Source organism: Kribbella sp. WER1, assembly GCF_054189145.1.
Map to the genome: position 1 here is coordinate 6,714,196 of NZ_CM135186.1, position 14,896 is coordinate 6,729,091.

At 69.2% G+C, this 14,896-nt stretch carries 16 protein-coding genes; 4 read left to right on the top strand and 12 right to left on the bottom strand.

Annotated elements, in window-relative coordinates:
* Positions 1-318 precede the first annotated feature (318 nt).
* The 3 genes from ACXJJ3_RS32935 to ACXJJ3_RS32945 all read right to left on the bottom strand — a co-directional run bounded on the left by ACXJJ3_RS32935 (position 319) and on the right by ACXJJ3_RS32945 (position 2,946).
* Entirely contained in the window at positions 319-570 is a 252-nt protein-coding gene (locus tag ACXJJ3_RS32935) for a hypothetical protein (protein ID WP_458165765.1), read from the bottom strand.
* Between the two features lie 191 nt (positions 571-761).
* Complete coding sequence (locus tag ACXJJ3_RS32940; protein ID WP_458165766.1) at positions 762-2,231, bottom strand: recombinase family protein; 1,470 nt, start codon at positions 2,229-2,231, stop codon at positions 762-764.
* Between the two features lie 25 nt (positions 2,232-2,256).
* Positions 2,257-2,946, bottom strand: coding sequence for an MFS transporter (locus tag ACXJJ3_RS32945; protein ID WP_458165767.1), 690 nt, complete (start codon positions 2,944-2,946; stop codon positions 2,257-2,259).
* Between the two features lie 136 nt (positions 2,947-3,082).
* On the opposite strand from ACXJJ3_RS32945, the gene ACXJJ3_RS32950 reads away from it, so the two are divergent.
* The 3 genes from ACXJJ3_RS32950 (at position 3,083) to ACXJJ3_RS32960 (ending at position 5,696) form a co-directional block, all read left to right on the top strand.
* Entirely contained in the window at positions 3,083-4,375 is a 1,293-nt protein-coding gene (locus ACXJJ3_RS32950; protein WP_458165768.1) for a sensor histidine kinase, read from the top strand.
* Positions 4,372-5,016, top strand: a complete 645-nt coding sequence (locus tag ACXJJ3_RS32955; RefSeq protein ID WP_458165769.1) for a response regulator — start codon at positions 4,372-4,374, stop codon at positions 5,014-5,016. Before ACXJJ3_RS32950 ends, ACXJJ3_RS32955 begins: the two co-directional genes overlap by 4 nt.
* 254 nt (positions 5,017-5,270) lie before the next feature.
* A complete protein-coding gene (locus ACXJJ3_RS32960; RefSeq protein ID WP_458165770.1) occupies positions 5,271-5,696 on the top strand; it encodes a CBS domain-containing protein in 426 nt (141 codons plus the stop codon).
* Here the strand turns inward: ACXJJ3_RS32960 and ACXJJ3_RS32965 are convergent, their stop codons facing one another.
* From ACXJJ3_RS32965 to hisN, 4 genes are read right to left on the bottom strand one after another with little or no spacing between them, the layout of a single operon-like run.
* Positions 5,697-6,020, bottom strand: a complete 324-nt coding sequence (locus ACXJJ3_RS32965) for a DUF4190 domain-containing protein (protein WP_458165772.1) — start codon at positions 6,018-6,020, stop codon at positions 5,697-5,699.
* Positions 6,021-6,061: 41 nt separating this feature from the next.
* A complete protein-coding gene (locus ACXJJ3_RS32970; RefSeq protein ID WP_458165773.1) occupies positions 6,062-7,411 on the bottom strand; it encodes a M16 family metallopeptidase in 1,350 nt (449 codons plus the stop codon).
* The gene (locus ACXJJ3_RS32975) at positions 7,408-8,691 is read right to left on the bottom strand and encodes a M16 family metallopeptidase (RefSeq protein WP_458165774.1); all 1,284 of its coding nucleotides are present in this window, start codon (positions 8,689-8,691) and stop codon (positions 7,408-7,410) included. Before ACXJJ3_RS32975 ends, ACXJJ3_RS32970 begins: the two co-directional genes overlap by 4 nt.
* A gap of 23 nt (positions 8,692-8,714) precedes the next feature.
* Entirely contained in the window at positions 8,715-9,494 is a 780-nt protein-coding gene (gene hisN / locus ACXJJ3_RS32980) for a histidinol-phosphatase (RefSeq protein WP_458165775.1), read from the bottom strand.
* Positions 9,495-9,628: 134 nt separating this feature from the next.
* Here hisN and ACXJJ3_RS32985 point away from each other — a divergent pair, with 134 nt between their 5' ends.
* Positions 9,629-10,108: a DUF2231 domain-containing protein gene (locus ACXJJ3_RS32985; protein WP_458165776.1), complete on the top strand. Its 480-nt coding sequence runs from the start codon at positions 9,629-9,631 to the stop codon at positions 10,106-10,108.
* Here ACXJJ3_RS32985 and ACXJJ3_RS32990 read toward each other — a convergent pair whose 3' ends face one another.
* The 5 genes from ACXJJ3_RS32990 to ACXJJ3_RS33010 are packed head-to-tail and all read right to left on the bottom strand — an operon-like array spanning position 10,109 to position 14,884.
* Positions 10,109-10,855, bottom strand: coding sequence for a siderophore-interacting protein (locus ACXJJ3_RS32990; RefSeq protein ID WP_458165777.1), 747 nt, complete (start codon positions 10,853-10,855; stop codon positions 10,109-10,111).
* Between the two features lie 32 nt (positions 10,856-10,887).
* Positions 10,888-11,859, bottom strand: coding sequence for a ribosome small subunit-dependent GTPase A (rsgA, locus tag ACXJJ3_RS32995; RefSeq protein WP_458165778.1), 972 nt, complete (start codon positions 11,857-11,859; stop codon positions 10,888-10,890).
* Positions 11,859-13,130, bottom strand: a complete 1,272-nt coding sequence (aroA, locus tag ACXJJ3_RS33000; protein WP_458165779.1) for a 3-phosphoshikimate 1-carboxyvinyltransferase — start codon at positions 13,128-13,130, stop codon at positions 11,859-11,861. The genes rsgA and aroA overlap by 1 nt, the downstream gene beginning before the upstream one ends.
* Before the next feature lie 40 nt (positions 13,131-13,170).
* Positions 13,171-14,280: a hypothetical protein gene (locus tag ACXJJ3_RS33005; protein WP_458165780.1), complete on the bottom strand. Its 1,110-nt coding sequence runs from the start codon at positions 14,278-14,280 to the stop codon at positions 13,171-13,173.
* A 31-nt stretch (positions 14,281-14,311) separates the two neighbouring features.
* A complete protein-coding gene (locus ACXJJ3_RS33010; protein ID WP_458165781.1) occupies positions 14,312-14,884 on the bottom strand; it encodes a DoxX family protein in 573 nt (190 codons plus the stop codon).
* Positions 14,885-14,896 lie beyond the last annotated feature (12 nt).

A 14,896-nucleotide genomic window follows, 5' to 3' on the forward strand; every position in this document is an offset into this window, starting at 1 on the left:
CCTGCTGACAAGAAGAACAATACACGCGCAAGGCGTCTTACGCAAGCCTGAAGAAGCTAGGCGCCTGTTCGAGACAGCCGCTGCAAGTGACCTCCCCCTCCGCGAGGAAGGTCGAGCCGACGCCAGGGGATGAGCTGCGACCGCAGAAGACGTACGGGAACTGCAGAACGAAGAACGCGTAGTGGATGACCTTGCTCTTACCGATGCGCGCGGTGGCGTATACTGACGTGGCGGACGCAGGTAAATCCTCGGATCGAGCCGATTGCATCGCACGTGCATCCTCGCGCTGTGCTCCGCAGGCTGAGCCCCTGGCACTCGTCATGCCGGGGGCTCCGTCAGTTCGTCAGGCTCTGCGGACGCGTAGACAAGCGGGGTGCGGTGGATGGCTGCGCCTTCGTCTAGCCACTGGAACTGACCGTCCGGGCTGACGTGGTATCCGCTGTGTCCGTCGTCTAGGGGGCACGTGATGTTGCCGTGCGTGCCATCGCAGCGGCTCGGGTCGGCTGCTACCGGCTCGATTGCGTCGGCTATGCGGGTCAGTTGCTTGAGGATGTCGGAGAGTTCACTCATGGTCACATGGTAGCCACAGGACAGGCGAAAGTGACGAAGTGACGAAAGTGATGGTCTTCTGGTTTCTGTATATAGAAACTGCAAAATATATATGTGGGAACGAGAGTACCCGTCACTTTCGTCACTTCGTCACTCTTCAGGGCTTCGCCCCGCGTATCCCGGCGCAGAGCGTGACCGCCGACCACGCTGCGTCAGTCTGTCTGCCCTGCTAGGTAGTCCTCGCCCCACTCCGGGTCGCCTCGCCAGAAGACGCGGATGCGTGCATCGAAGTCGATCGGGGAGCGTCCGGGGCTTCGCTCAGACTTGACCACCTCTACGGGCGCGGACATTGCGTCAGCGAGGAGATCAGCGCGGGTGGGTGTGTCGGCGGCGGCCCAGAACTGCGCCACGGTCATCCCGGACGGCACAAGCACAGTCTCCCTAGACACTGGCATAGCGCGCGCCGCCTCTAGTCGCTCCTGTGCGCTCTGGTAACGCGACAACGCTTCAGTGGACGGTGCAGCTAGTAGCGCCTTCTGCGAGGCTTCGTGCTCCTGCTCTGCTGCCTCTACGTCCTCAGCTCCCGTGACGATGACCATTGGCTGTACGTGCTCGTGTGCGCCGTACCGACGTAGGAACTCTTGCTCCAACCAGGCGTCGAGCGCTGTCGCAGAGATTGAGACCGGGGCGTCGCAACCGCCCGAACTCATGAGCGCGCAGCGGTAGCGCGGATAGCTGTGGCCCTTGACCACGCTGACTGAGGTGGCCAGCGCGCGACGACAACCAGCGCAGACGCCGCGACGCTTTGCCAGCAACCAGCGCTGCGGTTTCCCGGGGCGCTTGGCAGGGTCCGGCTCGGGCTCCAGCGCAGATTCAAGCGCTCGCGCCTCTGCGGCCGTGAGAGCAAATCGGCGGGTGAACGGAGACAGGAGCATGTAGGTAAGGTTCTTTGGAGCCCAGGGCTTACCCATCGTCGTACGCCAGCCCTGCACATTCATGTACCTGCAAACTGATGTGACCGCGTCGCCACGGATGATCCGGCGTGCGGCTTCGCGGGCACGTTCTGCGTGCTCCTCGTTCGGACCAAGCACCTTACCCTTGCCGTTAGGGGCTGGGATCACCTCAGCACAGTACGGCACGCGACCCCCTGGCCAACGGTCAGCCTGCCGCAACCGCTTGCGAGTCCGGGCGTTGCGGTCCCGGATGCGCTGTAGCTCTGCACGGCCTACTTCGGCGGCAATGACGAACGAGAACCGAAACGCGGTCTGATCGCCCTCGCTGTCCGTGCCGTGAAGGTCCCGCAAGCGGGCGGGAGTGGCTACGACTTTGCCCGTAGTCGGGTCCTTGCCTTCGACAACGTCTAGAACCATCGCGGCTGCGTTCACACCCTCGCGGGTGATCCGGTCGGCGTGCGGAGTGAGGAGCACAGAGCACGGGCCCTGCCGGACATCGTCCAGCCAAGACAGGAACTCGGGCCGATCTCGCACGGCGCCGGAGATTCCGTCATCAAAGTGCTCTGCGTAGACTCGATATCCCTCCCGGTCTGCGAAGTCTCGAAGCTCCTGCATGTAACCGGGACCGGACAGGTTTGTATCTCCGGATGCCTTGGACAGACGCACGTAGAGCGTTGCCCAGGGACGCTGAGACGACAGGGGCTGAGTAGCTTCTGAGCTGAGCGACATGCTGTCAGGATAGCAGTGTGTTTGGTCACCTGTAAGCGAGCACGATCACCCACACCCACTGCCGGGACACGAACTCGTGCCAGCCCTCCCGCAGATCGGTCAGCACCGAACTCGCTGCCCGTTCGATCCGCGGGATCGTCAACCGGGACAGCAGCAACGCACCGGCCAGGAACGTGACGCCGTCGACCGCGAGCCCGATGCCGGGTCCGGTGAGTCCGACGATCACGCCGGCGACCGCGCCGCCGCCGATCATCGCGGCCGAGCGGGCGAACCCGGCGATCGCGTTCGCCTGCGGGAGTTCGGCGCGGTCGACGATCGACGGCAGGATCCCGGTCATCGCCGGCATCACGAACGCGGACGCGACCCCGTTCACCGCCTCGATGCTCGCGAGTTGCCAGATCGTCGCGTGTCCGCTGATGACCAGGGCCGCGGCGAGCCCCTGGGTGAGGCCGCTGACGGTGTTCGCGGTGACCAGGACGAGGTGCCGCGGCAACCGGTCCGCGATCACGCCGCCGAGCAGCAGGAACACGATGTTCGGGATGCTCCGCGCCGCGAGGACCGTACCGACCGCGCTCGCCGAGTCGGAGACGTCGAGTACGGCGAACACCAGCGCCACCGGGGCGATCGACGACCCGAGGATCGAGACGAAGCGCGCCGACACGAACACCCGCACGTCACGATGCCGCAGTACGGCCAGATCCTGCCGGAACCCCACCGGTGCCTCCCTCTCCCCAAAACCTGCTGAGCGTACCGGACTCCCGCGGACCAGCGATCCGCCGGAAGGAGGCGTACGGTCGGTGATTGTGGGGAGGCAGCGGGTGGTGGGGAGAGTGTGGGCAGCCCGGGGAAGCGTGGCGCTCGCGCTGGTCGTCGTGTGCCTGGCCGCGATCGCGTTGGTCGAGGGAAAGCTCGGCTACCAGAGCCCTGCGGTGCATCTGGTCCTGGAGACCGTCAACGCGTGCGTTGCGATGCTGCTGGCGTTCCTGGTCTACGGACGCTTCCGGCGGACCAACACGTGGCAGGACCTGCTGCTGCTTCAAGGACTGGTCATTCTCGGTACGGCGAACGCCCTGCTCACTGTCACGCTCGTCAAGGGACAGGTCGGCGCGTTCGGCAGTTGGCTCCCGCCGAGCCTGCGGATCGTGGGCACACTGCTGATCGCGACGTCGGCGTTGGTACCGCCCCGGCAGACCCGTCATCGCCGTGGCTGGCGGCATTGGGCGCTTGCACCGGCTGTTGCCGGCATGCTGCTCCTCAGCGCGCTCCTGTACGCACGGAGAGCCTCACTGCCCCCGGCTGCCACCTCTAACGGCCTACTGGTCCCACAGTTCCTGACGCTCGGGTTCTTCGCAGTAGCCGCCGTTGCGTTCACCTTGCAGGCTCGCAGTCGCGACGACGTGCTCCTGCGCTGGCTGGGACCTGCTTGCGCAGTTGGCGCGTTTGCCCGCCTCAACTACCTCCTGTTCCCACCGGACCGCCCTGACTGGCTGTACTCCGGTGACGTGCTCAGAACCGTGTCCTACCTCCTCCTGCTCATCGCCGCAGGCCGTGAGATCAGCCGCCACTGGGCCTTGCAGGCGGAGATCGCGGTCATCGAGGACCGGCGACGGCTGGCCCGTGAGATGCACGACGGCGTACTGCAGGAGCTCGGCTACATCCGCTCCGAGATCGCCACGTTCGACGGACCGCGCGGCGACCGGATCCTGGCCGCCAGCGACCGTGCGCTGGACGAGGCGCGGCAGATGCTCGAGGCACTCGGCCGGTCGAACGACGAGCCGCTCGGGACCGTACTGCGCCGCGCCGTCGAGCAGCTGGCCCAGCGGTACGCCGTGACGCTCGACGTCGAGGTGGACGAGTCGATCGTGGTCGGCACCGCCCAGCGGCACGCGCTGGTCCGGATCGCGCGGGAGGCGATGCTGAACGCCGTGCGGCACGGCAAGGCGGACCGGATCCGGGTCCGGCTGGACCGCGACGGCGACGGGTGCCGGCTGCGGATCACCGACGACGGGCCCGGGTTCGACCCGGAGCAGCGGCACAACGGGTTCGGGCTGATCAGCATGCGCGAGCGCGCGGAGGCGCTGCCCGGTACCTTCGTACTGACGACGCGGCCGGCCGAGGGGACGACGGTGGTGGTCAGGTGGTGACAGCGCACGCGCGCCGGGTGGTGATGGCCGACGACCATCCGCAGCTCAGGGCCCACATCCGGGATGCCCTGGAGGCGGGTGGTTTCGACGTCTGCGCCGAGGCGGCGACCGGCCCGCAGGCGGTCCGGCTCGCCGAGGAGCACCGGCCGGACGTCGTACTGCTCGACATCCACATGCCCGGCGGCGGGATCCGGGCCGCCGCGGAGATCTCCCGGTTGCTGCCGGACGTCGCGATCGTGATGCTGACCGTGTCCCGCGACGACAACGACCTGTTCGACTCGCTGCGCGCCGGGGCGTCGGGGTACCTGCTCAAGGACACCGATCCCGGCCGGCTGCCGGAGGCCCTGCGCGGGGTGCTGTCCGGCGAGGCGGCGATCCCGCGAGCGCTGGTCGCGCGGATCCTGGACGAGTTCCGCGAGCCGGGCCGACGGCGCTCGGCCCGGCGGACGAAGGCGGCGCTGCTGACTTCCCGCGAGTGGGAGGTGATGGGCCTGCTCGGCGACGGCCTGACCACCGACGAGGTCGCCCAGCGGCTGTTCCTGTCGCCGACCACGATCCGGGTGCACATCTCCTCCGTACTGCGCAAGCTCCGGGTGAAGGACCGCCAGGCGGCCATCGACCTGCTCCGCGACGAGAGCTGAACCGATCGTGCGGAGGGTCCCCCCTCCCCACCGCCCGCACGATCGGTCCTGCCCGGTGATGCCGCCGTGTGCGATCCCCCCTCGCCCACGACCTGTAGTCACCCTAAGTAGTGATCGACGGGGAGACCAGACCCTTGAGCGTTCAAACGCCTAAACGCGCCGCGTGAATCCGGTTGTCCGTCGTTGTCACTGGGGGTGACGGCGGGATTGCCGTTACCTTGGGGTATTGGTCCTTCGATCCTGCAGGAGGCTCCGTGAAGATCAACGACGTACTGCGCGGCAAGGGCAACCAGGTCGTCACCATCTCCCCAGAAGCCACTGTCACCGAGCTGCTCGCCCTGCTGGCCGAACACAACATCGGCGCGGTGGTGGTGAGTGCGGACGGATCGACGGTGTCCGGCATCGTGTCCGAGCGCGACATCGTCCGGCTCTGGAACGGTACGCCGGACGCCGGCGACGTCCGGGTCAGCGCGATCATGACGTCCGAGGTGCACACCTGTACTCCGGACGACCTGATCGACAACCTGATGCGGATGATGACCGACCGCCGGATCCGGCACGTCCCGGTCGTTGTCGACGGCAACCTGGCCGGCCTGGTCAGCATCGGCGACGTGGTGAAGTCCCGGATCGGCGAACTCGAGTTCGAGAAGGAACAGCTCTCCAACTACATCACCAGCTGATCAGCCCGGGATGAACAGCACCGCGAGCGCGATCAGCACCAGCACTCCGGCGCCGAGCAGAACTGTGCCGATCACGCCGCAGATCTGCCCGGCCACGGCCATGCCCCGGTTGTTGTAGACGCCCGGCGCGGCGTCGATCTCGGCGAGCGCCTTGCCGCCGAACCACCACGCCACCGGCGACAGGAACAGCAGCCCGGTGCAGAGCGCGATCGCGCCGATCGCCAGCGCGGCCGTCGCGTTCGAGTTGTCCCGCAACGGCCCGTACGCGGGCATGTTCGGGTAGCCGGGCTGCAGCTGGTACTTCGTCGGCTCGGGAGAGGTCACGGTTCCTCCGCTCACGGATGAGCGGAGGAACCAGGATTCCGTCAGCTCAGGTCGATCAGGTCGCCGAGGTCGAGGCCCTCGAGTTGCGGGCGGACGTCCTTGGCTTCCCCTACGACGACCACGAGCAGCCCATCGGTTCCGACGTACCGCCGGTAGGCCTCGGTCGCCTCGGCCGCGGTGGTGGCGGCGATGTTGGTCAGGTACGTGTCGGCGAAGTCGATCGGTACGCCGTTCGCGATGTTGCTGCCGACCTGTTGTGCGACCGAGTCGGCCTGCTCGTAGCGTAGTGGCGCGGTCCGGATCAGGCTGTCCTTCGCCTCCTGGACCTCCTGCTCGGTCAGCCCGTCGCGGGCCTCCCGCAGGATCCGCAACGCGTCGGTGACGGCGGCGCCGGTGACCTCGGTCCGGACAGCGCCGCCGAGGCTGAACGTGCCGCCCTTGCGCGGTGCCGAGAAGCTGGTCCGGGTGCCGTACGTGTAGCCCTTCTCCTCGCGCAGCACGGTGTCCACGCGGGAGGTGATGGTCCCGCCGACCACGTGGTTCGCGACCGCGGCCGCGCCCCACGCCGGGTCCCGCCGGTCCGGTCCGGCGCAACCGATCAGCAGCTGGCTCTGCACGGATCCCGGCCGGTCCACCAGGACGATCCGGTTGCCGGTCAGGTAGATCGGCTCGGGCGTTTCCAGCGCCGTACCGGCCGTCGAGGTCCAGTTGCCGAACGCCGCGTCGATGATCCCGGCGACGTCAACGCCGGTCGCGTCGCCGGCGAACAGGATCTGCGCCCGCTCCGGACCGATGTTGTTCCGGTAGAACTCCGCGACCTCGACGTTCGTCAGCGGCCGGATCGTGTCCGGCGTACCGGCGGTCGGCCGGGAGCGCCGGGTCGAGCCGTCGAACAGGTGCGCGCCGAACGCCTCACGCGCCCGGTACCCGGCGTTCGCCCGCTCCTGGTTGATCTCGCCGAGCCGGATCGTCACGTGCCGGCCGACGTCGGCCTGGTTGAACGCGGGCCGGGTGATCGCCTCGGCCAGCAGTTCGACCGCCGGCGCGAGATGCGACACCGGGACCGAGATCTCCACGTGCAGCGCGTCCGAGCTGACGTCGACGCCGTACGCCGCGCCGTGCCGCTCCAGGGCGGCCGCGAACTCGTTCGCCGAGTGCAGCTCGGTGCCCTCGTCGAGGGTCCGGGACATGATCGTCGCGACGCCCTCGAGCTCGCGCGGCTCGGCGATCAACGGCATCGCGATCGTCACCCGGACGGTGGCGACGTACTGCCCCGGACGGTCGAAGACGTGCACCGGCGTACCGGCGCCGATCCGGGTCGTGACGGCGTCGGGGAACTTCCACGGCCGCGGCGCACCGACGGCCGGCGGGGTGGTCAGAACCTGGTTCATGCCTGCTCTCCCGAGGTGTTGCGGCGGTAGGTGACCTGGACGCGGCCCGCGGCGCGGATCCACTGCTGCGCCGCGGCCTGCACCTGCTCGACCGTGACCGCCTGGACCTGGTCGATCCGGGTGTTGATCCGGTTCGGGTCGCCGAACAGCAACGCGTGGTGCGAGATCTCGTCCGCACGGCCCGCGCAGGTCGCCAGCTGCTCCAGCCAGTCACGCTCGGCCTGGGCCTGCACGGTCGCGAGCTCGTCCGCCGTGACGCCGTCGACCGCGAGCTTCTCGATCTCCTCGAGCAGCGCGTCCTCGACCTGCTGCAGGTCCACGCCGTCCGACGCGATCCCGGTCAGCGTCCCGAACGAGACCCCGCCGATCAGCGGCAGCGCGCCGCCGGACACCGACTGCGCGATCTGCTCGTCTCGGACCAGCCGCCGGTTCAGCCGGCCGCTCTGCCCGGCCGCGAGGATGTCCAGCGCCAGCCCGGCCGCGTCCAGCTCCGGCGTCCCGTCCACCGGCAGCCGGAACATCATCGTGACCAGATCGGACGGTACGTCGGACGTCACGTCGTCGCGCCGGACATCGGTCATCGGGCCGATCGTGCCGTCCGGCGCGGGCGGCGGTGCCGGGATCGCCGGCAGGTGACCGAAGTACCGCTTGGCGGCGTCGAACGCGTCCGCCTCGGAGACGTCGCCGACGATCGTCAGGACCGCGTTGTTCGGCCCGTAGTACTTGCGGAAGAACGCGTGCACGTCCTCCACCGACGCGGCGTCCAGGTCGGCCATCGAGCCGATCGTCATGTGCGCGTACGGATGGCCCTCGGGGAAGGCGAGCTTCACGAGCCGCTCGTACGAGTCGCCGTACGGGCGGTTGTCGTAGCTCTGCCGCTTCTCCTCCTTGACCACGTCGCGCTGGTTGTCCAGGTTCTCCTGGTTGACCGCGTCGAGCAGGTAGCCCATCCGGTCCGCCTCGAGCCAGAGCGCGAGGTCCAGTCCGCCGCTGGGCAGCGACTCGAAGTAGTTCGTCCGGTCGAAGAAGGTCGAGGCGTTCAGGCTCGCACCGGCCGTCTCCAGGAGGCTGAAGTGCTGACCGGAGGCGACGTTGCGGGAGCCCTGGAACATCAGGTGCTCGAAGAGGTGCGCGAACCCGGTCAGGCCCGGCGGTTCGTGGCGCGAACCCACGTCGTACCAGAGGTTGACGGCGACGATCGGGACGGCGCGGTCCGAGCTGACGACGACCCGCAGGCCGTTGTCCAGCGTCTGCTCCGCGAGGGGGTAGTCCAAGGGCATACCGGCCACCATACGTGGTCGGTTCACGCCAAGCGCTTGAGTACTTCGTCGTGCAGCCGTCCGTTGGTGGCGACCGCGTTGGGGCCGGTCGGGCCCGGCGTACCGTCGACGGACGTGAACGTGCCGCCGGCCTCCTCGACGACGATCGCCAGCGCGGCCATGTCGTAGAGGTTCAGCTCCGGCTCGGCCGCGATGTCGACGGCGCCCTCGGCGACCAGCATGTACGACCAGAAGTCGCCGTACGCCCGGGTCCGCCAGCAGGAGTCCATCAGGTCGGCCCACTTGTTCTTCTTGCCGATCTTCTCCCAGCCCTTGAGTGACGCGTACGACAGCGACGCGTCCTCGATCTTGTTCACGTCGCTGACCCGGCACGGCTGCGACGAGTGCAGCGCGCGGCCGGTCCAGGCGCCGTCGCCGTACGACGCCCACCAGCGCTTGCCGAGCGCGGGGGCGGACACCACGCCGACGACGACCTGGTCCTCGATCATCAGGCTGATCAGCGTCGCCCAGACCGGGACGCCGCGGATGTAGTTCTTGGTGCCGTCGATCGGGTCCACGACCCAGCGCCGCACGCCCCAGCCCGACGTCCCGTCCTCTTCGCCCACGAACGCGTCCCGCGGCCGGGCCCGGGCGAGCGTCTTGCGCATCACGTCCTCGACCTTCTTGTCCGACTCGCTCACCGGAGTCAGATCGGGCTTGGTGGCCACGTGCAGGTCGAGCGCCTTGTAGCGGTCCATCGTGGTCGAGTCCGCGTCGTCGGCCAGGATGTGGGCGAGCCGCAGGTCATCCGTGTGCGAAGGCATGCCGGAAGGCTAGCCTGAACTGGCTCCGAGCGCTCCGGGGGTCCGCGACGAGTTGTGGCCGGATTGAACCAAATCGGGCCGCCGACCGTGCCATTGGTGTCTGACCACGACCTCAAGACTGCCGGGAGGCGTCAATGTTCGAGCGCTTCGGGAGCCTGCCGCTCCACGTGCTGGTGATCCATCTCGCCGTGGTGCTGCTGCCGGTGAGTGCGCTGACCGCGATCGCCTTCGCGGCGGTGCCGAAATGGCGCTCGCTGCTGCGCTGGCCGGCGCTGGTGCTCGGCATCGGCGCGCTGGTGTGCGCGTTCGTGGCGAAGAAGAGTGGTGACGCGTTCGTGGCGGCGCTGCCGCAGTTGCGCCAGTTGGTCGCGGTGCACCGGTCGCGCGGGAACCTGCTGCTCTGGCTGGTGCTGGCGTTCGCCGTCCTGGTCGTCGCCGCGTTCTTGTTGCTCCCGGCCACCGGAAAGGGTGCGGTGGCAATCAACAGCCGCCCGCTGCAGTTGGCGGTCAGTGCCGCGGTCGTCGTGATGGCGGTCGTCGTCATCTACCAGACGATCCGCACCGGCGACGCCGGCGCCCGGGCCGTCTGGGGCAGCATCCTTCCCAAGAAGTAGTCAGCCGCCGACCTGTCCGGCGTGCCAGTAGCCGCCGAAGTAGTGCGGCCTCGACGGCCAGCCGAGGTCCTTGGTGAGGTACCAGCGGAGGTCGCGCACCAGCGCGGTCTCCGCCGCGATCCAGGCGTACGCCGTACCGTCTGGGAACTTGCTGTCCCGGACCGCGGCGGCCAGGCCGGCGCCGATCGTCCACGTCACCTCGAGGTCCGCGGCGGTGTCGAAGTCGCGGACGTCGCCGGCGTCAGGGACCTGTACGAACGCGCGGGCCGTCGTCCCCGCGGGCAACGACTCGATGATCGTCGTGAGCGCCGGGACCGCGGTCTCGTCCCCGGCCAGCAACTGCCAGTCGGCGTCGACGGGTGTGTAGAGCAGTGTCTTCTGGTCCGCGGGCTCCGGGCCGATGATGCCGAGCTTGCTGCCGGGCCGGGCGGATCGGGCCCACGCGGACGCCGGGCCGGTGTCGCCGTGCAGCGCGAACTCGACGTCGATCAGGTCGCCACGCTGCGCCCGGATCGTGAACGTCCGCATCACCGGCCGGACGTCCTCGTCCATCGCGCAGAACACGCCGTACCAGTCCTCGGCCGGCGGCAGCATCGGTTCGTCCTGGCCGGGGCGGGCGAGCAGGATCTTGATCCGCTGGTCGTAGCCACCGCTCTGCAGTTGCCCGCAGCCGGACAGCGTGACGAGGAGGAACGACGGACTGAGCGCTTCCAGGGCGACCACGGTCGCCATCACCACGGCGGTCATGCGCCGTAGCTTAATTGATAGGTAAGGCTTGCCTAACTGGTTGTCCGGCTGGCGAGCAGCCGGCGGAACGACGCCACCCGGTCCGCGTCGGTGCGGCCGTCCGCGACCGCGTCGTCGAGCGCGCAGTCCGGCGCGTCCTCGGTGTGCGTGCAGCCGCGAGGGCAGTCCTCGGCGAGCTCGGCCAGGTCCGGGAACGCGTGGATCAGCTTGTCCGGGTCCACATGCGCCAGCCCGAACGAGCGGATGCCCGGGGTGTCGATCAGCCAGCCGCCGTCCGGCAGCCGCAGTACGACGGTGTTCGTGGAGGTGTGCCGCCCGCGTCCGGTGACCTCGTTGACGATGCCGGTCGCCCGCCCCGCGCCGGGGATGATGCCGTTCACCAGCGTGGACTTGCCGACGCCGGAATGGCCGACCAGGACGCTCGTCCGGTCGTGCAGCTGCTCGCGGAGCTCGGTCAGGTCGCCGCCCTGCCGGGTCGCCACCGACTCGACGCCGAGCGGGCGGTAGATCGAGAGCAGCGGGTCCGGGTCGGCGAGGTCGGTCTTGGTCAGGCAGAGCAGCGGCCGCATGCCGGCGTCGTACGCGGCGACCAGGAAGCGGTCGATCAGGCCGGTCCTGGGCTCCGGGTTGGCGACCGCGACGACGATCACGAGCTGGTCCGCGTTCGCCACCAGCGGGCGCTCGATCGGGTCGTCGTCGTCGGCCGACCGGAGCAGCAGCGTCTTGCGGGGGACCACCTCGACGATCCGGGCGAGGGTGCCTTCGTCGCCGCTCGCGTCGCCGTCGAGCTTGACCCGGTCGCCGACGATCACGCCCTTCCGGCCGAGCTGGCGGGCCTTCATCGCGGTGACTTCCCGGTCGTCGACCCAGCACGTGTACCGCCCGCGGTCGCGGGTGATCACGAAGCCTTCGGCGGCACCGTCGTACGAGGGGCGGTCCTTGGTCCGCGGCCGGGTGCGGCGCTTGGGCCGGTCGAACCGGGCCTCCTCGTCGTACCGCGACATCAGCCGGCGAGCCCTGACCACATGTCGGGGAACTCGGGCAAGGTCTTCGCGGTGGTACCGATGTTCTCGATCCGCAGGCCGGGGACGAGCAGGCCGAGGACGGCGGCCGCGTGCGCCATCCGGTGGTCGTTGTAGGTGTGGAAAAGCTCGCCGTGCAAGGGTTTCGGGCGGATCGCGAGCCCGTCCTCGAGCTGCGTCACATCGCCGCCGAGCGCGTTGAACTCGGACTCGAGCGCCGCCAGCCGGTCGGTCTCGTGGAAGCGCAGATGAGCGATCCCGCGCAGGTACGACGGCCCGTCGGCGAAGGCGGCGACCGCCGCGATCACCGGGGACAGCTCACCGACCTCGCTCAGGTCGAGGTCGCACCCGCGGACGGTCCCGGTGCCGCGCACGGTGAGGCCGTCCGCGTCCAGGGTGACCTCGGCGCCGAAGCGGGTGAAGATCTCCGGCAGCTGACCGCCCGGCTGGGTGGTCTCCGACGGCCAGCCGGTGACGGTGACCGAGCCGCCGGTGATGACGGCCGCGGCCAGGAACGGGGCCGCGTTCGACAGGTCCGGCTCGATCGCGGTGTCCAGCGCCCGAACGGGGCCCGGGGCAACGACCCAGCGGTTCGGCTCGGCGTCGTCGACGTGTACGCCGCGTTCGCGCAGCATCGCCACCGACATGTCCAGGTGCGGCTGCGACGGGACCGGCTTGCCGTCGTGCCGGATGTCGACGCCCTCGTCGTACCGCGCGCCGGCCAGCAGCAGCGCGGACACGAACTGGCTCGACCCGGACGCGTCCAGCGTCGCCTTGCCGCCGCGGACCGAGCCGGTGCCGGACACGGAGTACGGCATCCGCCCGGTGCCGCCGTCGTCGATCTGTACGCCGAGGGTGCGGAGGGCGCCGAGGATGACGTTCATCGGGCGCTCGCGGGCGTACTCGTCGCCGTCGAACGCGACCACGCCGTCGGCGAGCGCAGCCACCGGCGGCACGAACCGCATCACGGTCCCGGCCAGCCCGCAGTCGACGCTCGCCGGGCCCTTGAGCGACCCCGGGGTGACGGTCACCGTCGGACCGCTCTCGCTGATACCAACACCGAGCGCGACGAGCGCGGACCGCATCAGCGTGGTGTCGCGGGCCTCGAGCAGGCCGGTCAGGTGCGACGGGCCGTCGGCGAGGGCGGCGAGGATGAGGGCCCGGTTGCTGATCGACTTCGACCCGGGCACGGTCACGCGCCCGCTGACAGCACCTTCGGCCAACGGCGCCGGCCAGCCGTGATCCTCGCTCATACCACTCCCTAGGCTCGTCATGTCGAGCCCGAGCCTATCGCTACTGCACCTTCCAGCCCTGCGGCAGCAGCAGCGACAGGTACTGCGGGGAGCTGTTCAGCACCGGCGCCGGCAGCGCCTTCGGGAACGTGTAGTTGACCACCTGCACCCCGGGCGCCGGGATCGCCTTCTCGCTCCCGTGCGCGGGCGCCCCGATGCCCTTCTCGAACAGCGCGACCGGCAGCAGGGTCTTGGTGTCCAGGTAGTACACCGCGTGGACGCCGACGCCGAGCGCCCACGGGTTCGACCACGGCCAGCTCACCGGGTCCTCGCCGGTGTCGCGGAACGCCCACATCGTGATCGCCGTACCGGCGTAGCCCTGGTCGTCGCCGACCGTGACCGGCTTGAAGTCGACCACCTGGCGGATGTAGGTGCGGCCACCGGCCGAGAGCAGCGTCGGCTTGGCCGGGTTCACGAAACCGGTGTAGCTGCGCAGGGTCTTCAGGGCCTTGTCGGCCTGGTCCGGGGTCAGGCCGCTGGAGAACAGGCTGTCACCGGTCGCCGTGTACGGCTTCTTGTAGCACTCGGGGCTGTCGAACGGGACGACTTCCCACTTCTTGTTGTAGTGGCTCCAGCTGTAGCTCTTGCCGCCCTTGCAGATCGAGCTGGTCGGCTCGGTGTCGTTCGCGTTGTCGCGGAACGTCTGGGCGAAGTAGTACTTGTCGGTCTTGTGGTCGATCGCCGAGTCGACGACGGTCCACAGCTTGCTGCGGGTGAGGAACTGCTGGGCGCTGTCGAAGTACGAGACGCGCAGCCGGGCCAGCGGCTGGGTCATCTGGCGCTTCGCGACGCCTTCGAAGAACGTCGCCGGGTCGACCTCGCCGAGGGTCTGCGCGGTGACCGGCTGGCCGGGCTCGATCGTCTTGCCGTGCGGGGCGCCGCCCGCGCTCTCACGGTTGGAGAGCGCCCGCCAGCCGAAGTACCCGGCCGGTACGGCGATCACCACGAGCACTGCCAGCACTACCAGCAGGACGACCCCGGTCCGGCGCTTGCGCGGCGGCGGGGGATAGCCCGGCTGATAACCGGGTTGCTGCTGCGGATAGCCCGGCTGTTGCGGGGGCGGGTACGGGGGTTGTTGTTGCCACTGGCCATTGTTTCCGTACGCAGACACCGATCCAGACTAGAACGGGGTGAGGTCGCGATCAGCTCAACTCGGCCTTGGCGAGTCGGGCTGCGTGCTTGGCCTCACGGGCCAGCTGCTTGGCCTCGCGCTTGGCCGCCTTCGCGCTGCGCTTGGTCTCGCGCTTGGCCGCCTTCGCGCCGTGCGTGGCCCGCCAGGCGACGCCCGGCTTGCCCTCGGTGTCGACCGCGGCGAGCAGCAGCCCGCCCATCAGGCCGAGGTTCTTCATGAACTGGATGCGCTGCTGGTTGCGCACCATCTTGTCCTTCTCCTGCCAGAACGCGTGCCCGGCGAGTGTTGTCGGGACCAGCGACGCGGCCAGCAGCGAAGCGCCGAGCCGGCGGCCCTTGCCGGTCGCCAGCGCGAGACCGCCGAGCAGCTGCGCCGCGCCGTTCACCCGGACCAGGTTGGCCGTGGTGTCCGGGATGCGCTCGCCCACCTGCGGCGGCGCGACCTTCTTCACCATCGGCACCAGCTTGTCGGTCACCGGCTGGGCCTTGGGGACCAGCGGCTCCGGGTTGCGGATCGCGTTCGTGCCCTGCACGACGAAGATCACGGACAGCAACGGCCTGGCCAGTGCGCGCACGACAGTCATGCCTCCTTCATA

Excerpts from the sequence above, each read along its gene's own strand:
- ACXJJ3_RS32970 (WP_458165773.1), bottom strand. The coding sequence starts at position 7,411 with ATGAACCAGGTTCTGACCACCCCGCCGGCCGTCGGTGCGCCGCGGCCG.
- ACXJJ3_RS32975 (WP_458165774.1), bottom strand. The coding sequence starts at position 8,691 with ATGCCCTTGGACTACCCCCTCGCGGAGCAGACGCTGGACAACGGCCTG.
- ACXJJ3_RS32985 (WP_458165776.1), top strand. The coding sequence starts at position 9,629 with ATGTTCGAGCGCTTCGGGAGCCTGCCGCTCCACGTGCTGGTGATCCAT.
- rsgA (WP_458165778.1), bottom strand. The coding sequence starts at position 11,859 with ATGTCGCGGTACGACGAGGAGGCCCGGTTCGACCGGCCCAAGCGCCGC.
- ACXJJ3_RS32935 (WP_458165765.1), bottom strand. The coding sequence starts at position 570 with ATGAGTGAACTCTCCGACATCCTCAAGCAACTGACCCGCATAGCCGAC.
- hisN (WP_458165775.1), bottom strand. The coding sequence starts at position 9,494 with ATGCCTTCGCACACGGATGACCTGCGGCTCGCCCACATCCTGGCCGAC.
- ACXJJ3_RS32940 (WP_458165766.1), bottom strand. The coding sequence starts at position 2,231 with ATGTCGCTCAGCTCAGAAGCTACTCAGCCCCTGTCGTCTCAGCGTCCC.
- aroA (WP_458165779.1), bottom strand. The coding sequence starts at position 13,130 with ATGAGCGAGGATCACGGCTGGCCGGCGCCGTTGGCCGAAGGTGCTGTC.
- ACXJJ3_RS33010 (WP_458165781.1), bottom strand. The coding sequence starts at position 14,884 with ATGACTGTCGTGCGCGCACTGGCCAGGCCGTTGCTGTCCGTGATCTTC.
- ACXJJ3_RS32990 (WP_458165777.1), bottom strand. The coding sequence starts at position 10,855 with ATGACCGCCGTGGTGATGGCGACCGTGGTCGCCCTGGAAGCGCTCAGT.